Origin of the sequence: Nocardiopsis xinjiangensis YIM 90004 (assembly GCF_000341145.1) — a bacterium.
GTDB lineage: Bacteria > Actinomycetota > Actinomycetes > Streptosporangiales > Streptosporangiaceae > Nocardiopsis > Nocardiopsis xinjiangensis.
In genome coordinates this window covers 55327-80292 of the sequence record NZ_ANBE01000038.1, presented here as the reverse complement: position 1 = coordinate 80292, position 24966 = coordinate 55327, and the positions used below count along the sequence as shown (strand labels likewise).

The following is a 24966-nucleotide window of genomic DNA, read 5'->3' as shown; positions in this document are numbered from 1 at the left end:
CTGTGTGGAGGGGGCCGGTCGGAGCCTCAGTGGCCCATCCCGAGGCCGCCGTCGACGGGGATGACCGCGCCGGTGATGTAGGCGCCGCCGGGGCCGGCGAGGAAACCGACGGTGCGTGCGATGTCCTCGGGGGCGCCGAAGCGGCCGAGGGGCACGTTCTTCTTGATCTCGTTCTGCCGGTCCTCGGGCAGGGCGTCGGTCATGTCGGTGGTGACGAACCCGGGCGCGACGACGTTGACGGTGATGTCGCGCGAGCCGAGCTCACGGGCGAGGGAGCGGGCGAAGCCGACCAGGCCGGCCTTGGAGGCGGCGTAGTTGGCCTGGCCGCCGGAGCCGAGCAGGCCCACGACCGAGGAGATGAGGACGATGCGGCCGGAGCGCTTGCGCATCATGCCGCGCACGGCACGCTTGGCGACACGGAAGGAGCCGGTGAGGTTGGTGTCCAGGACCGAGGAGAAGTCGTCCTCGCTCATGAGGGCGAGGAGCTGGTCCTTGTTCATGCCGGCGTTGGCCACAAGCACTTCGACGGGGCCCTGGTGCTCCTCGACCTCCTTGAAGGCGGCATCCACCTGAGCGGTGTCGGTGATGTCGCAGCGCACACCGAACAGGCCCTCGGGCGGTTCCCCGGAGCGGTGGGTGACGGCGACGTTGTCGCCGGCCTCGGCGAGCTCGCGGGCGATGGCCAGGCCGATTCCGCGGTTACCGCCGGTGACCAGTACCGAGCGAGACATAGTTGGGCACCTCATTCTGTCGCGGCCCGGTTTCGGCGGCGCGACGTGGGTTCGGGGGTTCGGATCGCCCTGCAGCGTACCGAGCTACTCGCCGGTAGCCCCAACCGGGTCCCGAAGGACCGCAGCACCGCCATGGCCGGGAACACGGGTGTTCGGGCACGTCAGGGGGCCGGCGTGAGGCACGCCACGCTTGTGCGGCGCTGCGTGGGAAGGCCCTCGCCTGGTTCAGGCCCAACCGGCGTCGTGCGCGAGGATCGCCGCCTGCACCCGGTTCGACACCTCGAGCTTGGACAGGATCCGGCTCACGTGGGCCTTCACTGTGGCCTCGCGCATACCCAGGGACCGCCCGGCCTCGGCGTTGGAGCTGCCCTCGGCGACCGCGACCAGGACCGACTTCTCACGGCCGCTGAGCACAGACAACCGGCGTTGGGCCTCGACCCTGCCGGCGGCCGAGTCGGCGGGCGCGGGCGCGGTGAACCGTTCCAGCATGCGTTTGGTGACACTGGGCGAGAGCATCGCGTGGCCCTCGTGGACGGTGCGCACCGCTTCGACCAGGTCGCGGGGCGGGGTGTCCTTGAGCAGGAATCCGACCGCCCCGGCGCGCAGTGCGGCGTGCACGTACTCGTCCAGGTCGAAGGTGGTCAACAGCACCACCCGCGGCGGGTTCGGCAGAGCGGCCAGGTTGCCGGCGGCGGTGATGCCGTCGGAGCCGGGCATACGGATGTCGAGCAGGACCACGTCCGGTTCGAGGTCGCGGGTCAGGGCCACGGCCTCGTCGCCGTCGCTGCCCTCCCCCACGACCTCCATGTCGGGGGCCGAGTCCAGGATCATCCGCAGCCCGGACCTGACCAGGAGTTCGTCATCGACCAGGAGCGCGCGGATCACCGTGCGGGTCCCCTTCCTCGGTGTCGGTCCGGTCCGTGGGAACGATAGCGCGTATCCGCCACCCGCCGTCGGGGCAGGGGCCGGCCGAGAGGGATCCACCGGCCAGGGTGATGCGTTCACGCAACCCGGACAGACCGTAGCCGCTGCGGGGCGGTGGGCTGAACGTCGCCGGTGCCGGGGCCGGGGTGTTGGCGACCTCGATCTCGAGGCGGTCGGTGCCGTGGTACAGGTTCACGGTCACCGTCGCGCCGACGGCGTGTTTGGCGACGTTGGTCAGACCCTCCTGGACCACCCGGTAGGCGGTGCGCTGGGCCGGCCCGGGCACGGGGGTCTCCTGATCACCGGTCTCGTGGCGGTGCAGGTCCATGCCGGCGCCGCTCCACTCCTCCAGCAGGCGGTCGAGATCGGCCAGGACGGGCTGGGGGGTGGTCGGGGCGATGTCGGTCTCCTCGTCGCGCAGGACGCCGAGGATCCCGCGCAGCTCGGACAGGGCCTCGCGTCCGGTGGTGCGGATCACACCCGCGGTCTCCACCGAGCCCTTCTCCTGGGCCGAGACCTCCAGTCCCCCGGCGTGCAGGACCATGAGGCTGACGCGGTGGGCGACGACGTCGTGCATCTCGCGGGCGATGCGGGTGCGTTCGGCGCCGATGGCCCGCTCGGCCATGAGGTGCTGTTCGCGTTCCAGGCGGGCTGCGCGTTCCTGGAGGCGTTCCACGAGCTGGCGCCGGGTGCCCACCCACAGGCCCAGGAGGGTGGGCACCACCAGGAACATGCCCCAGGTGAACACGTGCGTCACCGGGGGGAAATCCCAGTAGGCCGCCACGAGCACGAGCGTGTGCAGGCCGAACCACCCGGCCAGGACCCGGCGGCCGGTGAAGTGGGACGCATAGCTGTACAGGGCGATACCGGCCGGGAAGAAGTTCCCGCACAGGAGCAGGAGCAGACCGGAGAACCCCAGGACCAGTTGGGGACGGCTGCGGCGCACGAACATCAGGGCCAGTGCGATGAGTCCGGGAAGAGCGTAGAGCCCCAGCCCGATGAAGATCTCCGGGGCCTCCCAGCGCGGCTGACCGGTCTCCGGGTAGACCAGGTGACCTCCCACGAGCCCCACCATCGCCCCCATGGAGACAATGACCTGGAAGAACAGCACGAAGGGCAGCGGGACGAGAGCGAAGAGCCAGTCGGCCAGGCGCTCCCGGCGGTTCCACCACCACTGCCACACGCGCCGGGCCGGGGCGGTCAGCCAGGCCCTCACCTGTCTCCGGAGTGTCATGGTGGGAATTCTATGATCGCCTCCGATGGGCTCGTCCGGCCCTCAGGGGGCACCACCTCCTTTCGGACGACCCAGTATTTATGCAGTTCATGCGGCTACACCGAGGGCCGGGGCGTGGTCGGCGGCGGCCGGCCACCGACTTTCGTCGGGGGTGCTCCCCCACCAAGGGGACGCGAACTTCGTTGCCGGGTCGCTCTTTCGCCGCTCCCGGAATGGCTCCCGCGACGGATGTGGCACGGGGTCGGGCTTTCCTAACGTGGAACGTGCCGTCGGGGAAACTCTTCCCTGGGTTTCCCGCGGCGCCCTCAGACCCACCCGTCATCAGAGCAGGAGTCACCCGTGTCCGAATCCTCCGTCCGCCCTCAGGCCCAGCCGCAGTCACCACCGGTCGTGGTCGCGCGGGGACTCGTCAAGACCTACGAGACCGGCGCGAACCAGGTGCACGCCCTGGCCGGGGTGGACGTGGACTTCCACCGCGGCGCCTTCACCGCGATCATGGGCCCTTCGGGGTCGGGCAAGTCCACACTCATGCACTGCCTGGCCGGGCTCGACACCGCCACCTCCGGCACCGTTCACCTGGGCCGGACCGCGATCACCGGGCTGCGCGACCGGGACCTGACCCTGCTGCGGCGCGACCGCATCGGTTTCATCTTCCAATCGTTCAACCTGCTGCCGATGCTCACCGCTGAGCAGAACATCCTGCTGCCCTCGCAGATCGCCCGCCGCAAGGTCGACCAGGAGCGCTACGACCACATCGTGGACGTGGTGGGGCTGCGCGACCGCCTCGACCACCTGCCGTCCAAACTCTCCGGCGGCCAGCAGCAGCGTGTGGCCGTGGCCCGGGCCCTGCTCAACGCCCCCGAGGTCGTCTACGCCGACGAACCGACCGGGAACCTGGACTCACGCTCGGGCGCGGAGGTGCTGCATTTCCTCCGGGATTCCGCGCACGACCTGAACCAGACGATCGTCATGGTCACGCACGACCCCGTGGCGGCCTCCTACGCCGACCGTGTGGTGTTCCTGCGCGACGGCTCGCTCGTGGACGAGGTCACCGAGCCGACCGCCGAGCTGGTCTCGGCCCGGCTGCTGAAGCTGGAAGAGGCCTGAACCGATGCTGCGCACCACACTCGCGGGACTACGGCTGCACACGTCCCGCTACGTCACCACCGCCCTGGCGATCCTGCTCGGCGTGATGTTCGTGTCCGGCACGATGGTCTTCGCCGACACCTTGGAAGCCGACTACGAGTCCTCGGTGATGGGGTCGGCCACCAGCGTCGACGCGATCGCCACGCCCGAGGAGCCCGAGGTGGATCCCCAGGCCGGGCCGCAGCCGCCGGCGGTCCTGGGCGAGCAGGATCTGGAGCGCATCCAGGACCTGCCCGAGGTCGCCGAGGCCGACGGCCGGGTCGAGGGCCAGGCCGTGCTGCTGGACTCCGATGGCCGCGCCTACGGGATGACCCCGCCGGCCGCGATGTCACTGGGTGAGACCAGCCGTTTCTCCGCCTCGGAGGGGACCCTGCCCTCGGGTGGGAACGAGATCGCGCTGGCCACCTCCACCGCCACCGAGACCGGTTTCGAGGTCGGCGACACCGTAACCGTGCTCGACCCCGACCAGGAAGAGCGCGACTTCACCGTGACCGGCCTGGTCGAGCTCGGCATCGACCAGGCCTACTCCTTCGGCGGAGCGATGGTCATGGACCGGGACACGGCCGAGGAGATGACCGGAGCGACCGGTTACGTGGAGGTCAACGCGATCGCCGCCGAGGGCCACACCGACCAGGAGGTCGCCGACGCGGTCTCCGCTGTCCTGGCCGGGAGCACCGAGGTGCAGACCGGTGAGGAGTTCGGGCTGGACATGGCCGAGAGCTCCGGCGCCGACACCGAGATGTTGCGTACCGCCCTGCTGCTGTTCGCCTTCATCGCGATGTTCGTGGCCGCGATCGTCATCTACAACACTTTCGCCATCGTCATCGCCCAGCGCCAGCGCGAGATGGCGCTGCTGCGCTGCGTGGGCGCCAAGCGCGGCCAGGTCTTCGGTTCGGTGCTGGCCGAGTCGAGTGTCGTGGGCCTGGTCTCCTCCGTCCTGGGTGTGTTGGCCGGGATCGGCATCGGCACACTGGGGGCGCAGTTCGGCGGCGGCCTGGTGGGCAACACGAGTGATTCGATCGCTCTGGTGGTCACCCCGACCGCCGTGCTCTCCGGACTGTTGGTCGGCACCGTCGTGACGGTGCTGTCCGCCCTGGTTCCGGCCCTGCGGGCCATGCGGGTGAGCCCGCTGGCGGCCCTGCGCACCAGCGCCACCTCCGGGGGCTTGGACAAGCGCACCGGGTGGCTGCGCACCGCGGTCGGGCTGGCCGCCTTCGCCGTCTCCGCGCTGATGGTAGCGCTGACCTTTGAGCTCGATACTTCCGAGACCGTTCCGGTGATCGTCACCAGCGCGGCCCTGATCGCGTTCGTGGGTGTGGTCGTGCTCGGCCCGCTGCTGGTGCGCGGGATCGTGCACGTGGCCGGTCTGGTGCTGCGCCGTATCGGGGTGGCGAGCAGGCTGGCGGTGGACAACTCCACACGCAACCCGCGGCGTGCGGCGACGGCGATGATCGCCCTGACCGTGGGCGCCACCCTCATCACCGGGTACTCGGTGGTCAGCTCCTCGCTCGAGACGACCATGAACAACATGTTCGAGGAGCAGTTCCCGGTCGACTACCAGATCAGTTCGCAGTTCGCCATGGACGAGCCGACCGGTGGGGAACCGGCCGAGGACGGGGACGGCGAGGACGCTGACGACGGCATGCCGGACACCGAGACGGTTCCCGAGGGTGTGCAGTCGGCGCTGTCGTCGTCACCGGTGGTGGAGCAGATCATGAGCCAGCGCACCGAGTACATCGATGACCAGGACGTGCACCTGATGGTGAACACCTACATCGGTGCCGACCTGGCCACCGACATGAGCTCCGACCTGGTCAGCGGCGACCTGGAGGACATGGGCCCGGGGCGGGTGGCTCTCTCGGAGAGCTATGCCGAAGGGCACACGGCCGGCGACACGTACACGCTGCCCACCGAGGACGGCGACCGTGAGCTGGAGGTCGCCGCGGTCGCCGAGGACATGGGCCAGCTCTCCGGGGTGGTCCTGGACCCCCAGGACTTCGAGCAGACCTTCCCCGAGCAGACCGGCGACGACATGGTCTTCGTACGGGGTACACAGGACGCCGACCCCTCGGAGCTGCGCACAGCGGTCAACGACGCCGTCGAGGAACACCCGACCGTGCAGGTCACGTCGATGGCGGAGACCAAGAACCAGTTCTCCGACATGCTCGACATCGCCTTCTACACGATCGCGGCGATGCTGGCCCTGGCGATCCTCATCGCGGTGTTCGGCATCTCCAACACGATGGCACTGTCGGTGCTGGAGCGCACCCGCGAGTCGGCGCTGCTGCGGGCACTGGGGCTGTCCCGGGCCCAGCTGCAGCGGATGCTGAGCGTGGAGGCGGTGCTGCTGTGCCTGATCGGTGGGTTCATCGGCATCACGCTGGGTGTGGTGTTCGGATGGGCGGCCGCTGCCTCGGCCCTGCCGAACATGATTCTGGCCGTGCCCTTCGCCCAGATCGGGTTGTTCGTGGCTGTCGCGGTCGTGGCGGGTCTGCTGGCCTCGCTCATGCCGGCGCGGCGTGCGGCCCGGACCTCGATCACCGGGGCCCTGGCCGGCGAATAGCGGCCAAAACCTCATAGAGCTGAGCGAACACGGCGCCGGTCCTCGCCCTCGGGCGGGGACCGGCGCCGTACTGTGGTTCGGGGGTGGAACATGTGAGTGCTTCGGCTTCGACCCCGGCCCCCTCGGCCGGGGTCTCCTGGGGGACACCGGCGGCGCGGTGGCTGCTGGCAGCGACCGTGCTCGGTTCGGGGATGGCGTTCCTGGACTCGACCGTGGTGACCGTGGCCCTGCCCGCCATCGAGGAAGACTTCGGGGCCGGGTTGGCCGGTCAGCAGTGGGTCGTCAACGGGTACATGATCACCCTCTCGGCGTTGATCCTGCTCAGCGGCGCCCTGGCCGATCTGTTCGGCCGGGTGCGGGTGTTCATGGCGGGCGTGGTGCTCTTCGCCCTGGCCTCGGCGCTGTGTTCGGCGGCCCCGACCCTGGAACTGCTGGTGGCCGGCCGCGTGGCCCAGGGTGTGGGCGGCGCCCTGCTCACCCCGGGCAGTCTGGCGATCCTGCAGGCGAGCTTCCACGAGGACGACCGGGCGCGGGCGATCGGCGCGTGGTCGGGACTGACGGGTGTGGCCTCGGCCGTGGGACCGTTCGTCGGCGGCTGGCTGGTGCAGATCGGCGACTGGCGGCTCATCTTCCTCATCAACCTTCCGCTGGCGGTACTGGTGCTGGCGATCGCCTGGTTCAAGGTCCCCGAGTCCCGTGACCCGTCGGCGCCGCGCAGCCTGGACTACAGCGGGGCGCTGGTGGGTGTGCTGGCCTTGGGCGGCATCACCTACGCCCTCATCCAATGGGGTTCGGTGGGCGCGACCCCGGCAGTGCTCGTGGGCGCAGGCGCGGGTGCGCTCGCCCTCATCGTGTTCCTGGTGGTGGAGGCCCGCAAGCGTGCGCCGATGCTGCCGCTGGGCATTTTCCGTTCGGTGCCTTTCAGCGCCACCAACGCCGCCACGGTCATGATCTACGCGGCGCTGGGCACTCTGTTGTTCCTCCTCGTGATCCACCTGCAGGAGGTCGGCGGGTACTCGCCGATCGCTGCCGGGGCGGCCTCGTTGCCGTTGACGGTCCTCATGTTGCTGCTGTCGGCGCGCTCGGGCGGCCTGGCCGCCAAGATCGGCCCGCGCCCCCAGTTGATCGGCGGTCCCCTGCTGTTGGCGGCCGGGCTCGTGTACCTGTCCCGGATGCCGGCCGACCCGGGTTACCTGGTGGACGTCTTCCCCGGGGTGCTGCTGGTGGCACTGGGCATGTCGGCGACGGTGGCGCCGTTGACGGCCACGGTGCTGGCGGCGGCGCCCGTGCGGCACGCGGGGCTGGCCTCGGGCGTCAACAACACGTTCGCGCGGGGTGCGCAGATGATCGGCGTGGCCGCGGTGCCGTCGCTGGCGGGGATCGGGGCCGGTTCGGGCGGTCAGGCGGGCACGGACGCGCTGGCGCAGGGGTTCGGTCCGGCGATGCTCATCCTGGCGGGCCTGGCGGTGGTGGCCTCGCTGTGTGCGGTGGTCCTGCCCCGCGGGCGTATGCCCGAGGCGCGGGAGACGGCCGAGCGCGGCGGGTTCCCGGAGGAGGAGGCTCCCGTGGCGGAGCCGCGTCTCGGGGAGACTCCGTCTCGGTTCTGCGGGGTGTCGGGGCCGCCGATGCGCTCGTGCCCGGGGTCGAGCGCCGGGGTCGAGGGCGGCGGCGACCAGCGCCGTTGAACGGGGCGTGCCGCCGGGACCGCCGCGCGCGAAGGCCCGCGAGCGGTTCCGGCGGCACGTGGAAGGGCACCGACGAAGGCCTCAGGTGTCCGGGGCCCCTGTGTCCTTCGGGTCCTCGGCGTCCGGAACGTAATCGGACATGCCGGCTGTTCGGTCGCCTTCGCCCCCCCGTTGCCCGTGCGGAGTGTCGGCCGGGTGTTCGTAGGGCCGGTCGGCGCGGTCCTCACGGACGGCCGCCCCTTCGTCCTCCTCGGACGCGGAGCCGTCGTCGACCTCGTGCAGGGCCTCCTGTTCCGCGCTGCGGGTCTCTCCTCCCCAGCTCTCGCGCGGAAGGAGGTCGCTGCGTTCGGACCGCACCCCCTCGTCGATCCCCCGGGGTCCGGGGCTGTCGGTACCCGGGGTCTCGGGGTCCTCGAAGTCGTACTCCTGGATGTCGTGGTCGGGTTCGAGTCTGCGTTCCCTGGCCACGGCCTTGCTCAGTTCGGGATCATCACCCATGTCGGTGTCCACGTCATAGGGCTCTTCAGTCACTGTCACCCCTCCCCTCACTAGGTCCGGTGCCCGGATCGGCCGCCCGGGACACAGGACGCGGCGGCAGGACCTCAGTGGCGGGCGTTCTCGGCGCGGCGCAGGCGCAGGGGACGCAGCGCGGCCTCCAGGGCCACCCCGGCGTCGAGTTTGCTCCGGCCCTCGACGCGGTCCTCGAAGTGGATGGGGATCTCGACGAGCTTCTGGCCGCGGCGGTAGGCGCGGTAGTGCATCTCGACCTGGAAGGCGTAACCGGTGCTCTCGATGCTGGGCAGGTCGAGCACCCGCAGCGCCGAGGACCGCCAGATCTTGAACCCGGCGGTGACGTCGCGTACCGGCATGGACAGGACGGACTTGACGTAGGTGTTGGCCCATCCGCTGAGCAGGCGGCGGCGCAGGCCCCACTGCTCGGAGAGGCTGCCGCCGGGCACGTAGCGGCTGCCGATGACCACGTCGGCGTTGGTGGAGTGCAGAGCGCCCAGGAGCTGGGGCACGTAACCGACGGGGTGGCTCAGGTCGGCGTCCATCTGGACGACGTACTCGGCGCCGCGGTCCAGGGCGTGGCTCATGCCTTCGACGTAGGCGCGGCCCAGGCCGTCCTTGTGGGTGCGGTGCACGACCGAGATGCGCCCGTGTTCGGAGCCGCCGTGGTCGACGGCGAGTTTGTCGGCGATCTCGCCGGTGCCGTCGGGTGAGTTGTCGTCGACCACGACGATCATCAGCTGGGGAAGGTCCAGGGCGGTGAGCTGGGCGACGAGGCGCGGCAGGTTCTCGGCCTCCTCGTAGGTGGGCACGACGACGGCGACACGGGAGGAGGACCAGGGTTCGGGGAGGGCCACCGGTTCGGGCGTGACATGCATCGGGGGCTGCTCCTGGGGCGTCGGCTGTGCGGGCATGCGCTGCGGCTCCTGCCTGGTGGACGACGTGGTCGGTGGGGCACATGGGCGCGTTCGGCGGACCCGGACGGGAGGGCCGGCATCACGCGCGCGGTGTCCGCCGCACAAGTGGGGCGACCTGTAGGTTACGCGTTCCTTCCCCGCCGGGCCCGCGACGGATCCCGCAGTGGTCAATGGCCGCGTTCTCCGAGCGCGACGGCCACGTGGACCAGGGCGCCGGTGTCCTCCAGGGTCATGAGCACCTCGGGGTCGGCGCCGTTGTCGGTGACCAGGTGGGCGATCTCCTCGGGAACGACGGTGGGGACCATGGTCTCGGCGCCGATCTTGGTGTGGTCGGCGAGCACGACGGTCTCCTCGGCACAGTCCGACAGGGCGCGGTCGACGGCGGCCACGGCCGGGTCGGGGGTGCTCAGACCGCGTTCGGCGCTGACGCCGTTGCCGGACAGGAAGGCCCTGTTGACCCGGAGGGCGGCGAGGGTGGTCTGGGCCTCGGCGCCCACGAGTGCGCGGATGGGGCCGTGCAGGGTGCCGCCGGTCATGATCACACGGACCCCGGAGGCGGTGGCCAGGACATCGGCCACACGCAGGGAGTTGGTGACGACGGTGAGTTCGGTGTGCTGGAACAGTTCGCGGGCCAGGGCCTCCGTGGTGCTTCCGGGGCCGAGGGTGAGGGCCTCGCCCGGGCGGATCAGGCGGGCGGCCGCCGCGGCGATGGCGGCCTTCTCGGCGGCGCACCGGGTGCTCCTGCCGGAGTAGCTCTGTTCGTGGCCCATGCGGCCGGGCAGGGCCACACCGCCGCGACGCCGGTCGACGAGGCCTTCGGCCTCCAGGGCGCGCACGTCGCGGCGCACGGTGACCTCGGAGGCGTGCACCTCGGCGGCCAGGCCGCGCAGGGAGATGGTGCCGGTGGCGCGGACGAGTTCGAGGATGCGGTCACGGCGCTCGGCGGCGAAGGCCGGTCGGTTCTCCTCGACCACGTGTCGTGCTCCCCGTTCTCGTCGTGGCCGGGCAGGGGCCTGTGTGCCCGAGCCCGCTCCCTTCCCAGAGTACGGGCCCTGCGCAGCGCCGCAGCGGCCCCCGCGGGCGCGTCCAGGGGCGGGCCGGCCTGTTCAACGACCGAATTCCCTGTTCGCGCTGGGCCCACGCCTCCGTACACGGGCCGGCTCCGGTGCACAATTGAGGCATGAGCCCCGATGCCACCCCCACACCACTGACGGCCACGGTCTGGTGGGCGCACACCTCAGCGGCGAGCAGCCGGTTGGTGCGCCTGCTGGACGAGGGCGAACGCACCCGCAACGAACGGTTCCGGCTCCAGGCCGACCGCGACCGGCACCTGTTGGGCCGTGCGATGGCACGGTTGAGTCTGGCGCAACTCTCGGGTTGTCCTCCCGAGTTCATCGCTTTCGACCTGTACTGCCCTTCTTGTGAGGAGAAGGAGCGCGCGGGCGCCGCGCGCGACAAGAGCCCGCACGGCAAACCCCATCCGATCGGCGCGGCGCAGGGGTGGGAGTTCTCGGTGAGCCATTCGGGCGAATGGGTGGCCCTGGCTGTGACCGACGGCGCCCCGGTGGGCGTGGACGTGGAGCGGGTGGCTCCGGCCCGCGACCTGGACGGGCTGGCGGGGTACACCCTGGCCGACGACGAGCACCGGGTGTGGTCGGTGCTGGACGAACCGCAGCGCACGGGAGCGTTCTACGGGTACTGGGCGCGCAAGGAGGCCCTGCTCAAGGCCACGGGGCTGGGCCTGTCGGGAGGCCTGCGCCGGGTGACGGTCAGTCCGCCCGACGGCGAGGCACGGTTCCTGGCCTGGGAGGGTAACGGCGCCCCGGGCCCGGTGTGGCTGTCGGACCTGGAGCCCGAGGCCGGTTACCGGTCGGCGGTGGCGGTCCTGACCGACCGGCCCGTGGACCTGCGGGTGCGCACGGCGCAGGAGACGGTGAGCGAGCTCCTGGCCGTGCGGTCCTGAGAACTCTCTAAGCGCGCTCGGCGAGGTGGCGGCCGATGACCATGCGCTGGACCTGGTTGGTGCCTTCGACGATCTGCAGGACCTTGGCTTCGCGCATGTAACGCTCGACCGGGAAGTCGCGGGTGTAGCCGTATCCGCCCAGGACCTGGACGGCGTCGGTGGCCACGCGCATGGCGGTGTCGGTGGCCATGAGTTTGGCCATCGCGGCGCGCTCGCCGAAGGGGCGCCCGGCATCGCGTAGCCGGGCGGCCGACAGGTAGAGCTCGCGGGAGGCGGCGACCTGGGTGGCCATGTCGGCGAGGGTGAAGCCCAGGCCCTGGAAGTCGCCGATGGGCCGGCCGAACTGGCGGCGCTCCCGGGAGTAGGACACGGCGGTGTCCAGAGCGGCCTGGGCGAGGCCGACGGCGCAGGCGGCGATACCCAGGCGGCCGGAGTCGAGTGCGGACAGGGCGATGCCGAACCCGCTGTCCTCCTCACCGATCAAGGCGTCGGCGGGCAGGTGCACGTCGTCGAAGAGCATCCCGGCGGTCGGTGAGGAGCTCATGCCCATCTTGCGTTCGGGGGGAGCCGAGCCGAGCCCGGGGGTGTCCGCGGGCACGTGCAGGCAGCTGATGCCCTTTCCGCCGGAGTCGGGGGCGCCGGTGCGGGCGAAGAGGGTGTAGTGGTCGGCGCGGCCGCCGTGGGTGATCCAGGCCTTGGCGCCGTTGACGAGGTAACCGTCACCGGTGTGTTCGGCACGGGTGGTGAGGGCCGCGGCGTCGGATCCGGAGGTGGATTCCGACAGGCAGTAGGCACCCAGGGTGTGCCCTTCGAGCATGTCGGGCAGCAGGGCGGCGCGCTGTTCGTCGGTGCCGAACTCGGCGACGGGGTAGGCGGAGAGGCTGTGCACGCTCACGCCCAGGCCCACGGCGAGCCATCCGCGGGCGAGCTCCTCCACGACCTGCAGGTAGACCTCGTAGGGCTGGTCTCCCCCGCCGTACTCGGAAGGGTAAGGCAGGCCGAGGAGCCCGGCCCCGCCCAGGGTCGTGAAGACCTCGCGGGGGAAAGCGCCGTGTTCCTCGTCGTGTGCGGCGCGCGGGGCGAGCTCCTTGTCGACGAGTTCACGGGTCAGTTCCAGCAGTTGCCGTGCCTCGGGTGTGTGCAGTTCGCGTTCGACCGCCATGGTGCTCTCCAACGTCGCGCCGTACCCGTCCTTTTAATAGGACGTCCAATCATTATGGTGACGGACGGCACCTTATCCCACCCCTCCCCTGAACCGCGGGCCGGGCGCACACGAGGCGGATCGCGGGCGAAATCCTGGGCACCCGCTCCCGGCCGAGGCCGCCGATCCGCCGTCGGGGCCCTCCGGCGGCCGAGGCGCCGGCGGACAGAACCGGCCCCCTTTGACCCAGACATTACCTACTGGACAGTAAGGTCCATTTCACGCCCCCGGAGCTCCGGTGACCTGCGTCTGTGACGTTCCGTGACCACCACTTCCACCAGTGGTGGAGCCGGAGATGTTCCCGGTGCTTTACTCTTCAGTAGCATAGTGGAGGGTCGGAGTTTCCCCCCGTCGTCCGCTCCCGAGCTATGTAACTTCCTCCTCACCAGGGCCCCGCTCGCCCCATCGAGAAGGCACGATCGAGTTCAGGACAACACCATGCGACCACTGAGACTCTTCGCCCCCGCTCTGGCCGTCGCACTCGTCGCCACGGGTTGTGGCTTGGGCGACGGGGGCGCGGAGAGCGAGACCGACACCCAGGGCGTCACCGACGACGCCGTGGTCATCGGAACCCACCAGCCGTTGACCGGGCCGGCCTCTCCCGGGTTCCGCAACGTTTCCACCGGCGCACGCGCCGTCTTCGACTACATCAACGAGAACGGCGGCATCCACGGCCGCCGCATCGACTACCAGGTCCAGGACGACTCCTTCGATCCCGCCCAGACCATGGAGGCCACCGACGCCCTCCTGGAGGAGCACGAGATCTTCGCGATGCTCGGCGGTCTGGGCACCCCCACGCACGAGGCCGTCATCGACGACCTCAACAATCAGGGCGTTCCCGACCTGTTCGTCTCCTCCGGCACCCTGCAATGGGACCAGCCCTCGGTCTACCCCTACAGCTACGGTTTCCAGGTGGACTACACCAGGGAGTCCAAGATCCAGGCCCAGTACCTGGCGGAGAACTACTCCGGGGACGACGTCGGGCTGCTCTACCAGAACGACGACGTGGGCCCCTCCACGCACGCCGGCATGGAGCAGTACCTCATCGACGAGATCGTGGCCTACGAGTCCTACGACCCCGGCGTCCCGGAGCTGGCCGGACAGGTCTCCGAGCTCGAGAGCAGCGGCGCCGACGTCGCGGTGTGCTCGTGCATGCCCTCCTACCTCGCGCTGGCCATCACCGAGGCCGCCTCCATCGGGTACGAACCCCAGTGGGTGTCCCCGTCGTGGGGTGGCGACGTCGAGGTGATCACCGAGCTCATCGAGGAGAACGCCGAGGGCACCCCGGCCGAGGAGGTCCCGCCCGAGGCCTTCCTCGACGACCTCATCATCACCTCGTTCCTGCCGATGGCCGGCCAGACCGACGACCCGTGGATCGAGTTCTTCCAGGAGATCCACGACGAGTACAACTCCGGCACCCTGTTCGCCGACACCACGGTCTACGGCATGGTCCAGGCCGTCCTGTTCGCCCAGGTACTCATGGAGGTCGGACCCGACCTGGGCCGCGAGGAGCTCGTCCGGACCCTGGAGTCCCAGGAGTGGACGGGCCCGGGACTGGTGCCGTTCATGGCCACCGAGAACGACCACAGCGGTTACGCCGGTGTCATGGTCGCCCAGCACAATGCGGGCGGGAAGCTCGAGGTGCTCCAGGAACCGATGATCACCGACAGCGACGGCGGCGAGATCGAGGACTTCGAGATGGACCGCCCCGGTCCCGAGGACGTCGAGCTGTTCAACTGACCCGGCCGACCAGGCCACGTACACGGCGTCCGGCGGGTGCGGTATCCGCGCCGGACGCCGTGTGCGTACCGGGAGCACGGACGTCCCACCGGACCGAGTCCGCGGTTCTCAGCGGCGTTCCGGCCGAAGAGGGCCGCCTTCTTCAGGCCGATGGCCAGGGCGGCACCGGCCCGTGGAGGGACGGTTCCGCACCGCTCATCCTTCGCTCTCCGGCGGGGCCAGGGGCAGGCGGACGGTGAAGAGCGCACCGCCCAGCAGGTCGCTGTGGCCGGCCGTGAGGGTGCCACCGTGGACCTGCACGATCTCTCGGGAGATGGGCAACCCCAGTCCGCTTCCGCCGGGGTCGCGCTCCTTGGACTCGGCCAAGCGGGCGAAACGCTCGAAGACACGCTCGCGGTCCTGCTCGGGCACGCCGGATCCGTCGTCGTGCACCTCCACCACCGCGCTGTCTCCCTCATGGCCGACATAGAGATCGATACGGCCCTGCGCGTGGCGTTCGGCGTTGGTGACCAGGTTGGTGAGCACCCGCACGATGCGCAGGCGGTTGGCCTCGACGTGGACGGGCTCGGAGGTATGGGTACGAAGCCCCGGGTACCGGCGGTGGTCGGAGAACTCGGTGGCGACCAGCTCGGTGAGGTCCACACGCTTGCGCGCCGCTGGTGCTCCGGTCTCCACCCTGGCCAGTTCGAGCAGGTCGAAGACGATGTTCTCGAGGCGTTCGGTGTCCGAGAGCAGGCCGGTGAGCAGGCGTTCGCGGGCGCGTGCATCGGGTTCGGGGTCGGAGAGCTCCACCTCGAGTTTGGTACGCATGCCGGTGATGGGGCTGCGCAGTTCGTGGGAGGCGTCGGAGACGAAACGGCGCTGGCGGGTGACGGAGGCCTCCAACCGCTCCAGGCTCTCGTTGGCGGTGCGGGCCAGCTCGGCGATCTCGTCGTCGCTGTCGGGCACGGGGAGCCTGCGGTACAGGTCGCCGGCGCTGATGTGTTCCAACCCCGAACTGATGTTGCGCACCGGGCGCAGGGCGCGGCCCACCCCGTACCAGAGCACGGCGCCGGTACCGACGGTCAGGACGAGAGCGCCCCCGATGAGCACGAACTCGAGGACGTGGGTGGACAGGAACCCGGTGGTGCGCGAGGCGGCCAGGACGGTGACGTCGCCGTAGACCGAGTCGTCGACGGCGTATCCGACGACGAGGAAACAATCGCTCTCCCGCCCTCCGGCGGTCTCGGTGCACACGGTCTCGGAGAGGCGGGGATCCTCGGAGTCACCGGTGGAGTCCTCGGTGGGAGCGTCCTCGGTGAGCGGCGGCAGGCCGCGCAGGGTGTCGCTGGCGGCGAGCACCTCACCGCTGCTGCGTTCCACGATCTGCAGGCGCACGGTCGACTCACTGACCGGAATCGCCCCAGAGTAACGCTGAGTAGCGATACGCTCGGCCGCCTCGCGGGCGGCGGCATCGACACGTCCGGTGCTCTGGAGCCGGTCCAGGTCGCGGATCACCACCGAACCGAACACCAGAAGGACCAGCGTGAACAGGGCGAACGTCAGCACGGAGCCGGCGGTGACACGCGCGCGGATCGAGCGTGGGCGCAGCCGCTCCAGTACCCGTCCGATACGCTCGCTCCCCTGTGACACTCGCCCATTGTCACTCAGAGCGACGGTGTTGCGGCGAATGTACCGCGGTGTGGCGGGCCGTGCACGGCGGACGGCCCGCCACGGGGATCACTCGTAGGGGTCAGGAGGGTCGGCGACCTCCTCGAGCTCCTCTGCCAGGAACCGGTGCTCGCCGACCTCGGAGAGCTCGCCCTCGGGCTCGTCCCAGGTACCGCGTACGGTCCACCAGGTGTCGGCCTCGGGGACGGGCCCGTCGTCGACGACCTCGACCCGGTTGACCACGGCGTCGGCGGCGCAGCAGGCCATCTGCAAGCGGGCCAGGTACCAGCCCTCGCCCTCCTCCTCGGGGACGGCGAACCCGGTGAGCTCGATGTCCCGGTCGGCCATCTCCCGGTCCTCGTCGATCCAGGCCCGCATGACGAACGCCTGCACCGCCATCGACGCGGTCTCTCCGGGGCCGGCCTCGGCCAATGCGTCCTCGAAGCCCCCCGAGCCTGCTTCCTCGGGCGGAGGGCCGGAGGAACCGTCGGTGGACTCCACGGTGTAGGAACCCAGCGCGGGCGGGGCGATGACGAAGACGGCCATGACCGGCAGCAGGAGGAGCCAGGCGACCTTGGGCGCGCGGGAATGGTCGTGGCCGTGTCCGCCGTCACCGTACTCGGCGGCCACCGCACGGTCGTGGTCGCGGGCGCTGGTGTGGTGTTCCGTCCCCTCCTGGACTCCGTCGCCGACGTGGGCGCGGGTGGCGTCACCGGGGTCCGGTGCCTGGCTCTCGCCGCGCAGTTCGGCGACGACGACCAGGACACCGAGGAACACGGTGACTGCGCCCGCGCCGATGAGGAAGGGGCCGAAACCGGCCTTGACCCAGTTGAGGTAGAGGTCGGTGGGCACCGTCGCGGTGAGGGCGGCCGTACCGAGCAGGACGAGGGTGAGCCCTTGGGCGATGCGGTTCACAGCAGGAGACCTCCGACCAGGAACGTACTTGCCAGGCCGACGACGAGGCAGAGCGGGGCGAAACGGACCACGAAACGCCACCCGAAGACACCGGCCTGCATGGCGATGAGCTTGAGATCGACGATGGGGCCGATGACCATGAAGGCGAGCTTGGCCGTGGGAGAGAAGTCGGTGAGGCTGACCGCGACGAAGGCATCGGCCTCCGAGCAGATCGACAGCAGGATCGCCAGTACCGCCAGGACCAGTACCGAGATGACGGGCGCCTCGGCCACGGTCAGGAGCCACGAGCGCGGCACCATGACGTTGAGGGTGGCCGCGGCCAGAGCCCCCACGACGAGGTAACCGCCGGCGTGCATGATGTCGTGCAGCATCGACTCGCGAAAGACCCGGCCGCGGGAGGTACCGGGTGCGTGGGTGGGGGTGGGCAGGCGCAGCCAGTCGGCGCGGCCGAACTTCACCCAGATCCAGCCGATGACCACCGAGGCCACCAGCCCGGCCACGAATCGGGCCAGCACCATCTCGGGTTGCCCCGCGAAGGCCACGGCGGTGGCGATCATGACGATGGGGTTGATGGAGGGCGCGGCCAGCAGGAAGGTCAGCGCCGCCGCGGGGGCGACGCCGCGTTTGATGAGGCTGCCGGCGATGGGCACGGAGGCGCACTCGCATCCGGGCAGCAGGGCACCGGAGGCGCCGGCGACGGGGACGGCCCGGGTGGCGTTCTGCGGGATGAACCTGCGATAGGCCGAGGCCGGCACGAAAGCGGTGAGCGCGGCCGACAGGGCCACTCCGAAAACCAGGAACGGTAGGGCCTGGAAGGCGATCGCGGTGAAGACGGTGGCCCACGTGAGGAAGGCCTGGTGGGTGAGCTCGTCGGTGAGCCAGGCATGGGCCACGGCCATCGCGGTGATCAGGAGCGCGAACAACCAGACGGTGCCGGTTCTGCGACTGCTGGTACGGCGCCCCCAGTCCGCCGGGGGCAGTTCGTCTCGGTCGCTCCAGCCTTGGGCGATGCGGTCGCCCAGGGCGGCACTGGGGGTGGCGTCGTCTGACGTCCGTTCGGGCACAGCGGGTCTCCGTGGGGATCGTACGGGAACTCCACGCATCTTACCGAAAACGGTTTTCGCTTGCGCCCCGCACGGCCCCGACCGTGGGCACCGTCAGCGGCTCCCGGGGGCCTCGCCCTCCCCGTCGTCGGGGCTCTGGCTCCGGTCGTCCTCGGTGCCGCCGGCGGAGGACCCCTCGGCACCGTCCTCCCCGCGCTCGACCTCGACACCGGAGACACGCCAGGTGCGCCCATCGGTCTCGGAGGCCGGGTCGGAGGGGGCCGGGCCCTCGGTCCGGTCGACGTCCTCGGGCAGGTGGCCGTGGGCCGGCCCCCATGCGGTGACGTTCTCCAGGTCCGGCATCTTGGCGAGGGTGAACTGCGGGTCGAGCCCGTACCTCAGTTGCCGGCTGTAGTCGGCCAGCAGCCGGAAGGCGATCGGCGACAGCAGGGCCAGCGCGATCAGGTTGAGGGCGGCCATCACACCCATGGAGAGGTCGGCCATGCTCCAGACCACGGTCAGCGGGGCCACGCAGCCGATGAAGACCGAGGCCAGGACCGCGTACCTGAAATAGCTCATGTGACGGCGCTCGGAATCGAGGAACTGCAGGTTGGACTCACCGTAGTAGTAGTTGCCCAGGACCGAGGTCCATGCCAGCAGGAACATGATCACGGTCAGCGCGTGCAGGGACCAACCGCCCAAGGAGTCCTCCAGCCCCTCCTGTACGACCGCGACGCCCTGGTTGGCGCCCGGGTCGTAGACCGAACCGTTGATGAGCACGATGAACGCGGTGATCGAACAGATCAGCCAGGTGTCGAAGTAGACCCCGAGGGACTGCACCAGGCCCTGCTTGGCCGGGTGGGAGACCGAGGCGGTTGCGGCGGCGTTGGGGGCCGAACCCAGACCTCCCTCGTTGGAGAACATGCCGCGGCGCATACCCTGCACGATCGCGGTGCCCACGCCGCCGGCGGCGAGCTCTCGGACTCCGAACGCGTGGCCGAAGATGTCGCCCAGCACCCGCGGGACCTGATCGATGTTGAGGGCGACCACGGCCAACCCGAGCAGGAGGTAGAGGATCGCCATGAGGGGTACCAGCCCCTGGGCGACCGTGGCGATGCGGCGCACGCCGCCGAAGACGACGGCGGCGGTCAGCAGGGCCAGCACGAGTCCCACGAGCGCGTCGATCCACAGGCCTCCGGTACCACCGCTCTCCTCCACGGAGCTGGTGATCGCCCGGGCCACACTGTTGGCCTGCACGGAGCTGAAGACGATGCCGAAGGTGAGGGTGATCAGGACGGCGAAGAGCACACCCACCCATCGACGACCGAATCCGTAGAGGATGTAGTAGGCCGGGCCGCCGCGGAAACCGGTATGGGTACGCACCTTGTAGAGCTGGGCGAGGGTGGACTCCACGAACGCGGCGGCGCCCAGCACTGCGGCCATGAGCCACATCCAGAACACCGCGCCGGGCCCGCCCAGGATGATGGCCAGGGAGACACCGACGATGTTGCCGGTACCCACACGGGAGGCGGCCGAGATGGCGAAGGCCTGGAAGGAGGAGATCTCCCGCCCTCCGTCGGGGGCCACCCCCGGGCTGCCGCGCAGGACACGGAACATCTCCGGAAGCAGCCGGAGTTGGACGAAACCGCTGCGCACAGTGAAGTAGAGGGCCAGAACGACCAGGAGCGGGATGACCAGGAAGCTCCAGAACAGGTCGTTCAGGCCCACGAGCAGGTCGCTGAGGACGTTCACGCTTTCCCCTTCAGGTGGCGTGCCGGTCCCGAATGCGGGAATCGGGGTTTCCCGCAACTGTCCACGCCCGGATCCCGTGACTCGGGCTCGAACACGCGAATGCGCGGTAAAGGAGCGCAAAACACCACTGGGAAAGGCCGAAGGGGCCCGCCCCCGGCTCTTTGCCGGGAACGGGCCCCTTCGGTGCTACTTCTGAGCTCCGCCTAGTGCTGCGGTGCGGAGTCGCGGCGGTCACCGCGGTATCCACCGCGGTTGTCCCCGCGACGGTCGTTCCTGCGGTCGCCCCGGTATCCGCCGCGGCGCTCGCCACGCGGGCCGCCCTCGTTGCGGGGGCCGCCGTCGCGGTCGCCCCGGTATCCGCCCTCACGGCGGTCTTCCCGATAACCGCCCCGGGGGCCGCCCTCGCGGTCGCCCCGGGGGCCACCGCGCTTGCCGCCGCGGTAGCCACCGCCGCCGCCACCACCGCGGTAGCCGCCGCTCCGGCGCGGACCGCCACGGCCGCGACCGCGACGGGGGCGCTCGGGCTCGGGCGGCTCGATCCAGGGCTCACCGGAGGGCTCCTGGGCCCCGGTCACGCTGCTGAGCAGGTCATCGCCCGGGTTGACCAGGTGCTGCTTGGCCTCGACGCCGGCATCGTTGATGAGGCGGCGGGCCATACGGCGCTGGTTGGGCTGGACCAGGGAGACCACCGAACCGGAAGAACCGGCGCGGGCGGTGCGGCCGCCGCGGTGCAGGTAGTCCTTGTGTCCGGTGGGCAGGTCGACGTTGACGACCATGTCGATGCCGTCGACGTGGATGCCGCGGGCGGCGACGTCGGTGGCGACCAACGTCTGGATGCGACCCTCGCGGAACTTGGCGAGGGTGCGGGTGCGCACGCTCTGGGTCTTGCCGCCGTGCAGGGAGGCGCACGGAACACCGAGCTGGACGAGCTGCTCGCTGATGCTGTCGGCACGGTGCTTGGAACGCACGAACAGGAGGGTGCGGCCCTCACGCGCGGCGATCTGCGAGACGATCTTGTTCTTGTCACGCGGCAGGACCTTGAGCAGGTGGTGCTCCATGGTCGTGACCTGCGAGACGGGCGGGTCGACCGAGTGGGTGCGCGGGTTGTTCATGTACTTGCGCACCAGCTTGTCGACGTCACCGTCGAGCGTGGCGGAGAACAGCAGCGTCTGGCCGTCGGGGCGGACCTGGTCCAAGAGCTCGCTGACCTGCGGCATGAATCCCATGTCGCACATCTGGTCGGCCTCGTCCAGGACCGAGATCTCCACGTCGCTCAGGTCGCAGGCGCCCTGCTCGATGAGGTCGGTGAGGCGGCCGGGGGTGGCGACGAGGACCTCGACACCACGGCGCAGCTCGTTGATCTGGCGGGTGTAGGAGCTGCCTCCGACGACGTCGCCCACACGCACGCCGAGCACACGGGCGTACTCACGGAGGGCGTCGCGGCCCTGGTGGGCGAGCTCGCGGGTGGGAACCAGGATCAGCGCCCGGGGACGGGTGCTGGCGGCACGGCGCTCGGCAGTGCGCATCAGGACCGGCAGGCCGAAGGCCAGGGTCTTGCCCGATCCGGTGCGGCCGCAGCCGAGGACGTCGGTCCCCTCGATGGCATCGGGGATGGTGGCGGCCTGGATCGGGAACGGGGTGGTCACACCGTTCTTGGCCAGCGCGCCGACGATCTCGTCAGGAAGACCGAGGTTGTCGAAGGCAGGCTCTACGGCAGTGTCCGTCAAGTGACGTTTACCTTCCTCATAGTGTGGCGGCGTTTCGAGGAAGGCTTCGCGCAGGCCGAACGGCCTCAGCGAAGAAATCACACAAACGCGCCTGAATCGAACGCGGAAACGGACCCCGTTCATCACAGGGCTCTGCGCTCACTCGGGTGACAAGCGCGGCGCCGAAATCATCGGCGACGCCTCTTTCCGCGTCTGGACGGCCTGGCGCGCTCGGATGCGCACGACTTTCGATCGACCGCCTTCGGCAGCTTACTAGAGATCCCTCGGGAACGGGGACGGGACGGGCCTCTTTCCCGGTGATACGGGTCTCCTCGCCCGCCCCGAGCCTTTTCGGGGCCGGTCGGCCCTGCCCTTTCGGGGTCAGTCGGCCATGCCCTGGGCGAGGACGGTGAGCCGGCCGATCTGGGCACGGCGCTCGGCGGCCGCCTGCTCCTCGAGGCCGTGCCCGGGGGCCGCCTGCAGGAGCCCCTTGGTGGCGGCGGCTGCGCCGGGGTCGAGTTCCAGGAGCGCGGTGACGGCGTCGGAGACCGCCCCGTCGAGCTCGTCGGCGGGCACGACGAGGGTGGCCAGGCCGAGTTCGCCGGCCTCCTCGGCCTCGACCCGGCGGGCGGTCAGGCAGATCTCGGTGGCACGGTGCACGCCGACGATGTCGACCAGCGGCTTGGTGCCGGTCAGGTCGGGCACCAAGCCCAAGGCGGTCTCCTTCATGCAGAACTTGGCGTCGTCGGCGAGGATGCGCAGGTCGCAGGAGAGAGCGAGCTGGAACCCGGCACCGATGGCGTGGCCGCGCACGGCGGCGACGGTGACGAGGTCGGGGCGGCGCAGCCAGGTGAAGCCGGCCTGCAGTTCGGCGATGTAGGAATCCAGGTCCTCCTCGTCGGCCGAGCCGTCGGCCAGACCGGCCACGATCGAGCGCTCGCCGTCCACACCCTCGGGGGTGAACATGTTGAGGTCGATCCCGGCGGAGAAGGTGTCGCCCCTACCGGACAGGACCACCACACGCACGTCCTCGGGCAGGGCGCTGCCGATGCGCGCCATCGTGGTCCAGGTGCGCCCGGTCATGGCGTTGCGCCGCTCGGGGCGGCTGATGGTCAGGTGGGCCACGCGCCCGTCGACGGTGAGTTCGAGCCCGGCCCGGCCGAGTTCCTCCTCGGTGGGCAGGGTCTCGTGCGCGTTGGGGTCCTGTGCCATGGTTCCTCCGTCGTTTCGGTCGAGAGCCACGACAATACTCCCCAGTAACTTGGAGCGGGGCGGCGCACCCGGCCCTGTGGTCAGGCGGTGCGGGTGTCGCCGCCGCGGCCGCGCAGCGCGGCCCCGGACTCCTTCAGACGCCGGCGCACGTACCCGTAGGAACGGCCGGTGGCGGCGCACAGCGAACGGATGCTCTCACCCGCGTCGTAGCGGCGCCTGAGCTCGGCGGCCAGTTCGTCGTCGCCCTCGGCCGAGACCGGCGCACCCCTTCTGGGAGCCTCACCCACGGACCCTCACCCCTTCTGCCGGAGAGCACCACCCTAGTGCAGGGAACGCCTCAGGCCAGGGCGATGAGATCGGTGAACTCGGAGGTCCACATGTCCTCGACGCCGTCGGGCAGCATGATGACCCGCTCCGGCTGGAGCGCCTCGACCGCGCCCTCGTCGTGGGTGACCAGGACGATCGCGCCCTTGTAGCTGCGCAGCGCGCCGAGGATCTCCTCCCGGCTGGCCGGGTCGAGGTTGTTGGTGGGCTCGTCGAGCAGCAGCACGTTGGCGCTGGAGACCACGAGCGTGGCCAGGGCCAGACGCGTCTTCTCACCGCCCGAGAGCACCCCCGCGGGCTTGTCGACGTCATCGCCGGTGAACAGGAACGATCCGAGTGTGCGCCGGGCCTCCACGTCGGGCAGATCGGGCGCGGCGCTCATCATGTTCTCGAGCACGCTGAGGTTGACGTCGAGGGTCTCGTGCTCCTGGGCGTAGTAGCCGAGTTTGAGCCCGTGGCCCGGCAGGATCTGGCCGGTGTCGGGTTGCTCGATGCTGCCGAGCAGGCGCAGCAGGGTCGTCTTGCCCGCGCCGTTGAGACCGAGGATGACCACCCGGCTGCCCCGGTCGATGGCCAGGTCCACGCCGGTGAAGATCTCCAGGGACCCGTAGGACTTGGACAGCCCTTCGGCGGAGAGCGGCGTGCGTCCGCTGGGCGCGGGGTCGGGGAAACGCAGTTTGGCGACCTTGTCGCCCTTGCGCACGCCTTGGACGCCGTCCATGAGCTTGTCGGCCCGGCTGATCATCTGCTGGGCTGCGCGGGCCTTGCTGGCCTTGGCCCGGAACTTGTCGGCCTGTTTGCGCAGGGTGTCGGCCTGCTTCTCGGCGTTGGAGAGCTCGCGGCGGCGGCGCTTCTCGTCGGCCTCGCGCTGGGTCTGGTACTGCCTCCAGCCCATGTTGTAGATGTCGATGGTGGAGCGGTTCGCGTCCAGGTAGAAGACGCGGTTGACCACGTCCTCGACGAGTTCGACGTCGTGGCTGATGACGATGAGGCCGCCCTGGTGGCTCTTGAGGAAGTCGCGCAGCCAAGCGATGGAGTCGGCGTCCAGGTGGTTGGTGGGCTCGTCCAGCAGCAGGGTGTCGGCGTCGCTGAACAGGATGCGGGCGAGCTCGATACGGCGGCGCTGACCGCCGGAGAGGGTGCGCAAGGATTGGCCGAGGACCTTGTCGGGCAACCCCAGGCTCGAAGCGATCGCGGCGGCCTCGGACTCGGCGGCGTAGCCGCCCAGCACATGGAGGCGCTCGTCCCAGCGGGCGTACTGGCGCACGCCCTTGTTACGGGTCTTCTCGTGGTCGCTGGCCATCTTCTTCTCGGCCTCGCGCAGACCGCGGAACGCCTCGTCGATACCGCGGGCGGAGAGGATGCGGTCGCGGGCGAGCACGTCGAGGTCACCGGTACGCGGGTCCTGGGGCAGGTAGCCGATACTTCCGGAAGAAGTGACGGTGCCGTCGGTGGGCTGTCCTTCCCCCGCCAGGATGCGGGTCATGGTGGTCTTGCCCGCGCCGTTGCGCCCCACCAGCCCGATCTTGTCCCCGGCAGCGACCCGGAAAGAGGTCGGCTCCAGGAGGAGGCGGGGTCCGACGCGCAGTTCGAGGTCGGTGGCGATCAACATGGGTGGAGCTTCCTCGGCGGTGGGGTGACGGATACGTGTGCGGTGGCCCGAGCGCGGCCCCGGAAAGGGCGGGATCTGGGCAACCCGCCCAGCCTAACCGCAGAAGGCCGAGGCCTTGTCTGGGTCTGCTCGGCAGGC

At 70.3% G+C, this 24966-nt stretch carries 20 protein-coding genes; 5 read left to right on the top strand and 15 right to left on the bottom strand.

The window, feature by feature from the left end; translation table 11 throughout:
• Nucleotides 1-26 precede the first annotated feature (26 nt).
• The 3 genes from fabG to D473_RS0118030 all read right to left on the bottom strand — a co-directional run bounded on the left by fabG (nt 27) and on the right by D473_RS0118030 (nt 2889).
• Nucleotides 27-731, bottom strand: coding sequence for a beta-ketoacyl-ACP reductase (gene fabG, locus D473_RS0118040; RefSeq protein ID WP_017610450.1), 705 nt, complete (start codon nt 729-731; stop codon nt 27-29).
• Between the two features lie 225 nt (nt 732-956).
• Nucleotides 957-1616 carry a response regulator gene (locus D473_RS0118035; RefSeq protein WP_017610449.1) on the bottom strand — a complete coding sequence of 220 codons (660 nt, stop codon included), beginning with the start codon at nt 1614-1616 and terminating at the stop codon, nt 957-959.
• Entirely contained in the window at nt 1591-2889 is a 1299-nt protein-coding gene (locus D473_RS0118030) for a sensor histidine kinase (protein WP_051043124.1), read from the bottom strand. Before D473_RS0118030 ends, D473_RS0118035 begins: the two co-directional genes overlap by 26 nt.
• Before the next feature lie 339 nt (nt 2890-3228).
• Between D473_RS0118030 and D473_RS0118025 the strand changes: the two genes are divergently transcribed.
• From D473_RS0118025 to D473_RS0118015, 3 genes are all read left to right on the top strand, one after another.
• A complete protein-coding gene (locus D473_RS0118025; protein WP_017610447.1) occupies nt 3229-3996 on the top strand; it encodes an ABC transporter ATP-binding protein in 768 nt (255 codons plus the stop codon).
• Nucleotides 3997-4000: 4 nt separating this feature from the next.
• Nucleotides 4001-6598, top strand: coding sequence for an ABC transporter permease (locus D473_RS0118020; protein WP_017610446.1), 2598 nt, complete (start codon nt 4001-4003; stop codon nt 6596-6598).
• A 92-nt stretch (nt 6599-6690) separates the two neighbouring features.
• Nucleotides 6691-8283, top strand: a complete 1593-nt coding sequence (locus D473_RS0118015; protein WP_017610445.1) for an MFS transporter — start codon at nt 6691-6693, stop codon at nt 8281-8283.
• Nucleotides 8284-8364: 81 nt separating this feature from the next.
• Here the strand turns inward: D473_RS0118015 and D473_RS0118010 are convergent, their stop codons facing one another.
• The 3 genes from D473_RS0118010 to D473_RS0118000 all read right to left on the bottom strand — a co-directional run bounded on the left by D473_RS0118010 (nt 8365) and on the right by D473_RS0118000 (nt 10684).
• Nucleotides 8365-8820, bottom strand: a complete 456-nt coding sequence (locus D473_RS0118010) for a hypothetical protein (protein ID WP_241474817.1) — start codon at nt 8818-8820, stop codon at nt 8365-8367.
• Between the two features lie 65 nt (nt 8821-8885).
• Complete coding sequence (locus D473_RS0118005; RefSeq protein ID WP_026127069.1) at nt 8886-9707, bottom strand: polyprenol monophosphomannose synthase; 822 nt, start codon at nt 9705-9707, stop codon at nt 8886-8888.
• Nucleotides 9708-9877: 170 nt separating this feature from the next.
• On the bottom strand, nt 9878-10684 hold the full coding sequence (locus D473_RS0118000) for a DeoR/GlpR family DNA-binding transcription regulator (protein WP_017610442.1): 807 nt from the start codon (nt 10682-10684) through the stop codon (nt 9878-9880).
• Between the two features lie 206 nt (nt 10685-10890).
• Between D473_RS0118000 and D473_RS0117995 the strand changes: the two genes are divergently transcribed.
• On the top strand, nt 10891-11673 hold the full coding sequence (locus D473_RS0117995; protein WP_026127068.1) for a 4'-phosphopantetheinyl transferase family protein: 783 nt from the start codon (nt 10891-10893) through the stop codon (nt 11671-11673).
• Between the two features lie 7 nt (nt 11674-11680).
• Here the strand turns inward: D473_RS0117995 and D473_RS0117990 are convergent, their stop codons facing one another.
• Complete coding sequence (locus tag D473_RS0117990) at nt 11681-12835, bottom strand: acyl-CoA dehydrogenase family protein (RefSeq protein ID WP_017610440.1); 1155 nt, start codon at nt 12833-12835, stop codon at nt 11681-11683.
• Between the two features lie 477 nt (nt 12836-13312).
• Between D473_RS0117990 and D473_RS0117985 the strand changes: the two genes are divergently transcribed.
• Nucleotides 13313-14614 carry an ABC transporter substrate-binding protein gene (locus tag D473_RS0117985; protein WP_017610439.1) on the top strand — a complete coding sequence of 434 codons (1302 nt, stop codon included), beginning with the start codon at nt 13313-13315 and terminating at the stop codon, nt 14612-14614.
• A gap of 195 nt (nt 14615-14809) precedes the next feature.
• Here the strand turns inward: D473_RS0117985 and D473_RS0117980 are convergent, their stop codons facing one another.
• The 8 genes from D473_RS0117980 to D473_RS0117945 form a co-directional block, all read right to left on the bottom strand.
• Nucleotides 14810-16246: a sensor histidine kinase gene (locus tag D473_RS0117980; RefSeq protein WP_017610438.1), complete on the bottom strand. Its 1437-nt coding sequence runs from the start codon at nt 16244-16246 to the stop codon at nt 14810-14812.
• Between the two features lie 87 nt (nt 16247-16333).
• A complete protein-coding gene (locus D473_RS0117975; RefSeq protein WP_017610437.1) occupies nt 16334-17179 on the bottom strand; it encodes a TIGR03943 family putative permease subunit in 846 nt (281 codons plus the stop codon).
• Nucleotides 17176-18243: a permease gene (locus D473_RS0117970; protein WP_017610436.1), complete on the bottom strand. Its 1068-nt coding sequence runs from the start codon at nt 18241-18243 to the stop codon at nt 17176-17178. Before D473_RS0117970 ends, D473_RS0117975 begins: the two co-directional genes overlap by 4 nt.
• Nucleotides 18244-18336: 93 nt before the next feature.
• Nucleotides 18337-19974, bottom strand: coding sequence for an alanine/glycine:cation symporter family protein (locus D473_RS0117965; protein WP_017610435.1), 1638 nt, complete (start codon nt 19972-19974; stop codon nt 18337-18339).
• Nucleotides 19975-20177: 203 nt separating this feature from the next.
• Nucleotides 20178-21701 carry a DEAD/DEAH box helicase gene (locus D473_RS0117960; RefSeq protein ID WP_017610434.1) on the bottom strand — a complete coding sequence of 508 codons (1524 nt, stop codon included), beginning with the start codon at nt 21699-21701 and terminating at the stop codon, nt 20178-20180.
• Between the two features lie 360 nt (nt 21702-22061).
• Nucleotides 22062-22892: an enoyl-CoA hydratase/isomerase family protein gene (locus D473_RS0117955; RefSeq protein ID WP_017610433.1), complete on the bottom strand. Its 831-nt coding sequence runs from the start codon at nt 22890-22892 to the stop codon at nt 22062-22064.
• Nucleotides 22893-22972: 80 nt separating this feature from the next.
• Nucleotides 22973-23179: a helix-turn-helix domain-containing protein gene (locus D473_RS0117950; RefSeq protein WP_017610432.1), complete on the bottom strand. Its 207-nt coding sequence runs from the start codon at nt 23177-23179 to the stop codon at nt 22973-22975.
• Nucleotides 23180-23229: 50 nt separating this feature from the next.
• Nucleotides 23230-24828, bottom strand: coding sequence for an ABC-F family ATP-binding cassette domain-containing protein (locus D473_RS0117945; RefSeq protein ID WP_017610431.1), 1599 nt, complete (start codon nt 24826-24828; stop codon nt 23230-23232).
• Nucleotides 24829-24966: the final 138 nt, after the last annotated feature.

What these genes read in the sequence shown, in the direction of transcription:
- fabG (WP_017610450.1), bottom strand. Translation starts at nt 731, where the DNA reads ATGTCTCGCTCGGTACTGGTCACCGGCGGTAACCGCGGAATCGGCCTG.
- D473_RS0118030 (WP_051043124.1), bottom strand. Translation starts at nt 2,889, where the DNA reads ATGACACTCCGGAGACAGGTGAGGGCCTGGCTGACCGCCCCGGCCCGG.
- D473_RS0118020 (WP_017610446.1), top strand. Translation starts at nt 4,001, where the DNA reads ATGCTGCGCACCACACTCGCGGGACTACGGCTGCACACGTCCCGCTAC.
- D473_RS0118005 (WP_026127069.1), bottom strand. Translation starts at nt 9,707, where the DNA reads ATGCCCGCACAGCCGACGCCCCAGGAGCAGCCCCCGATGCATGTCACG.
- D473_RS0117995 (WP_026127068.1), top strand. Translation starts at nt 10,891, where the DNA reads ATGAGCCCCGATGCCACCCCCACACCACTGACGGCCACGGTCTGGTGG.
- D473_RS0117990 (WP_017610440.1), bottom strand. Translation starts at nt 12,835, where the DNA reads ATGGCGGTCGAACGCGAACTGCACACACCCGAGGCACGGCAACTGCTG.
- D473_RS0117985 (WP_017610439.1), top strand. Translation starts at nt 13,313, where the DNA reads ATGCGACCACTGAGACTCTTCGCCCCCGCTCTGGCCGTCGCACTCGTC.
- D473_RS0117955 (WP_017610433.1), bottom strand. Translation starts at nt 22,892, where the DNA reads ATGGCACAGGACCCCAACGCGCACGAGACCCTGCCCACCGAGGAGGAA.
- D473_RS0117945 (WP_017610431.1), bottom strand. Translation starts at nt 24,828, where the DNA reads ATGTTGATCGCCACCGACCTCGAACTGCGCGTCGGACCCCGCCTCCTC.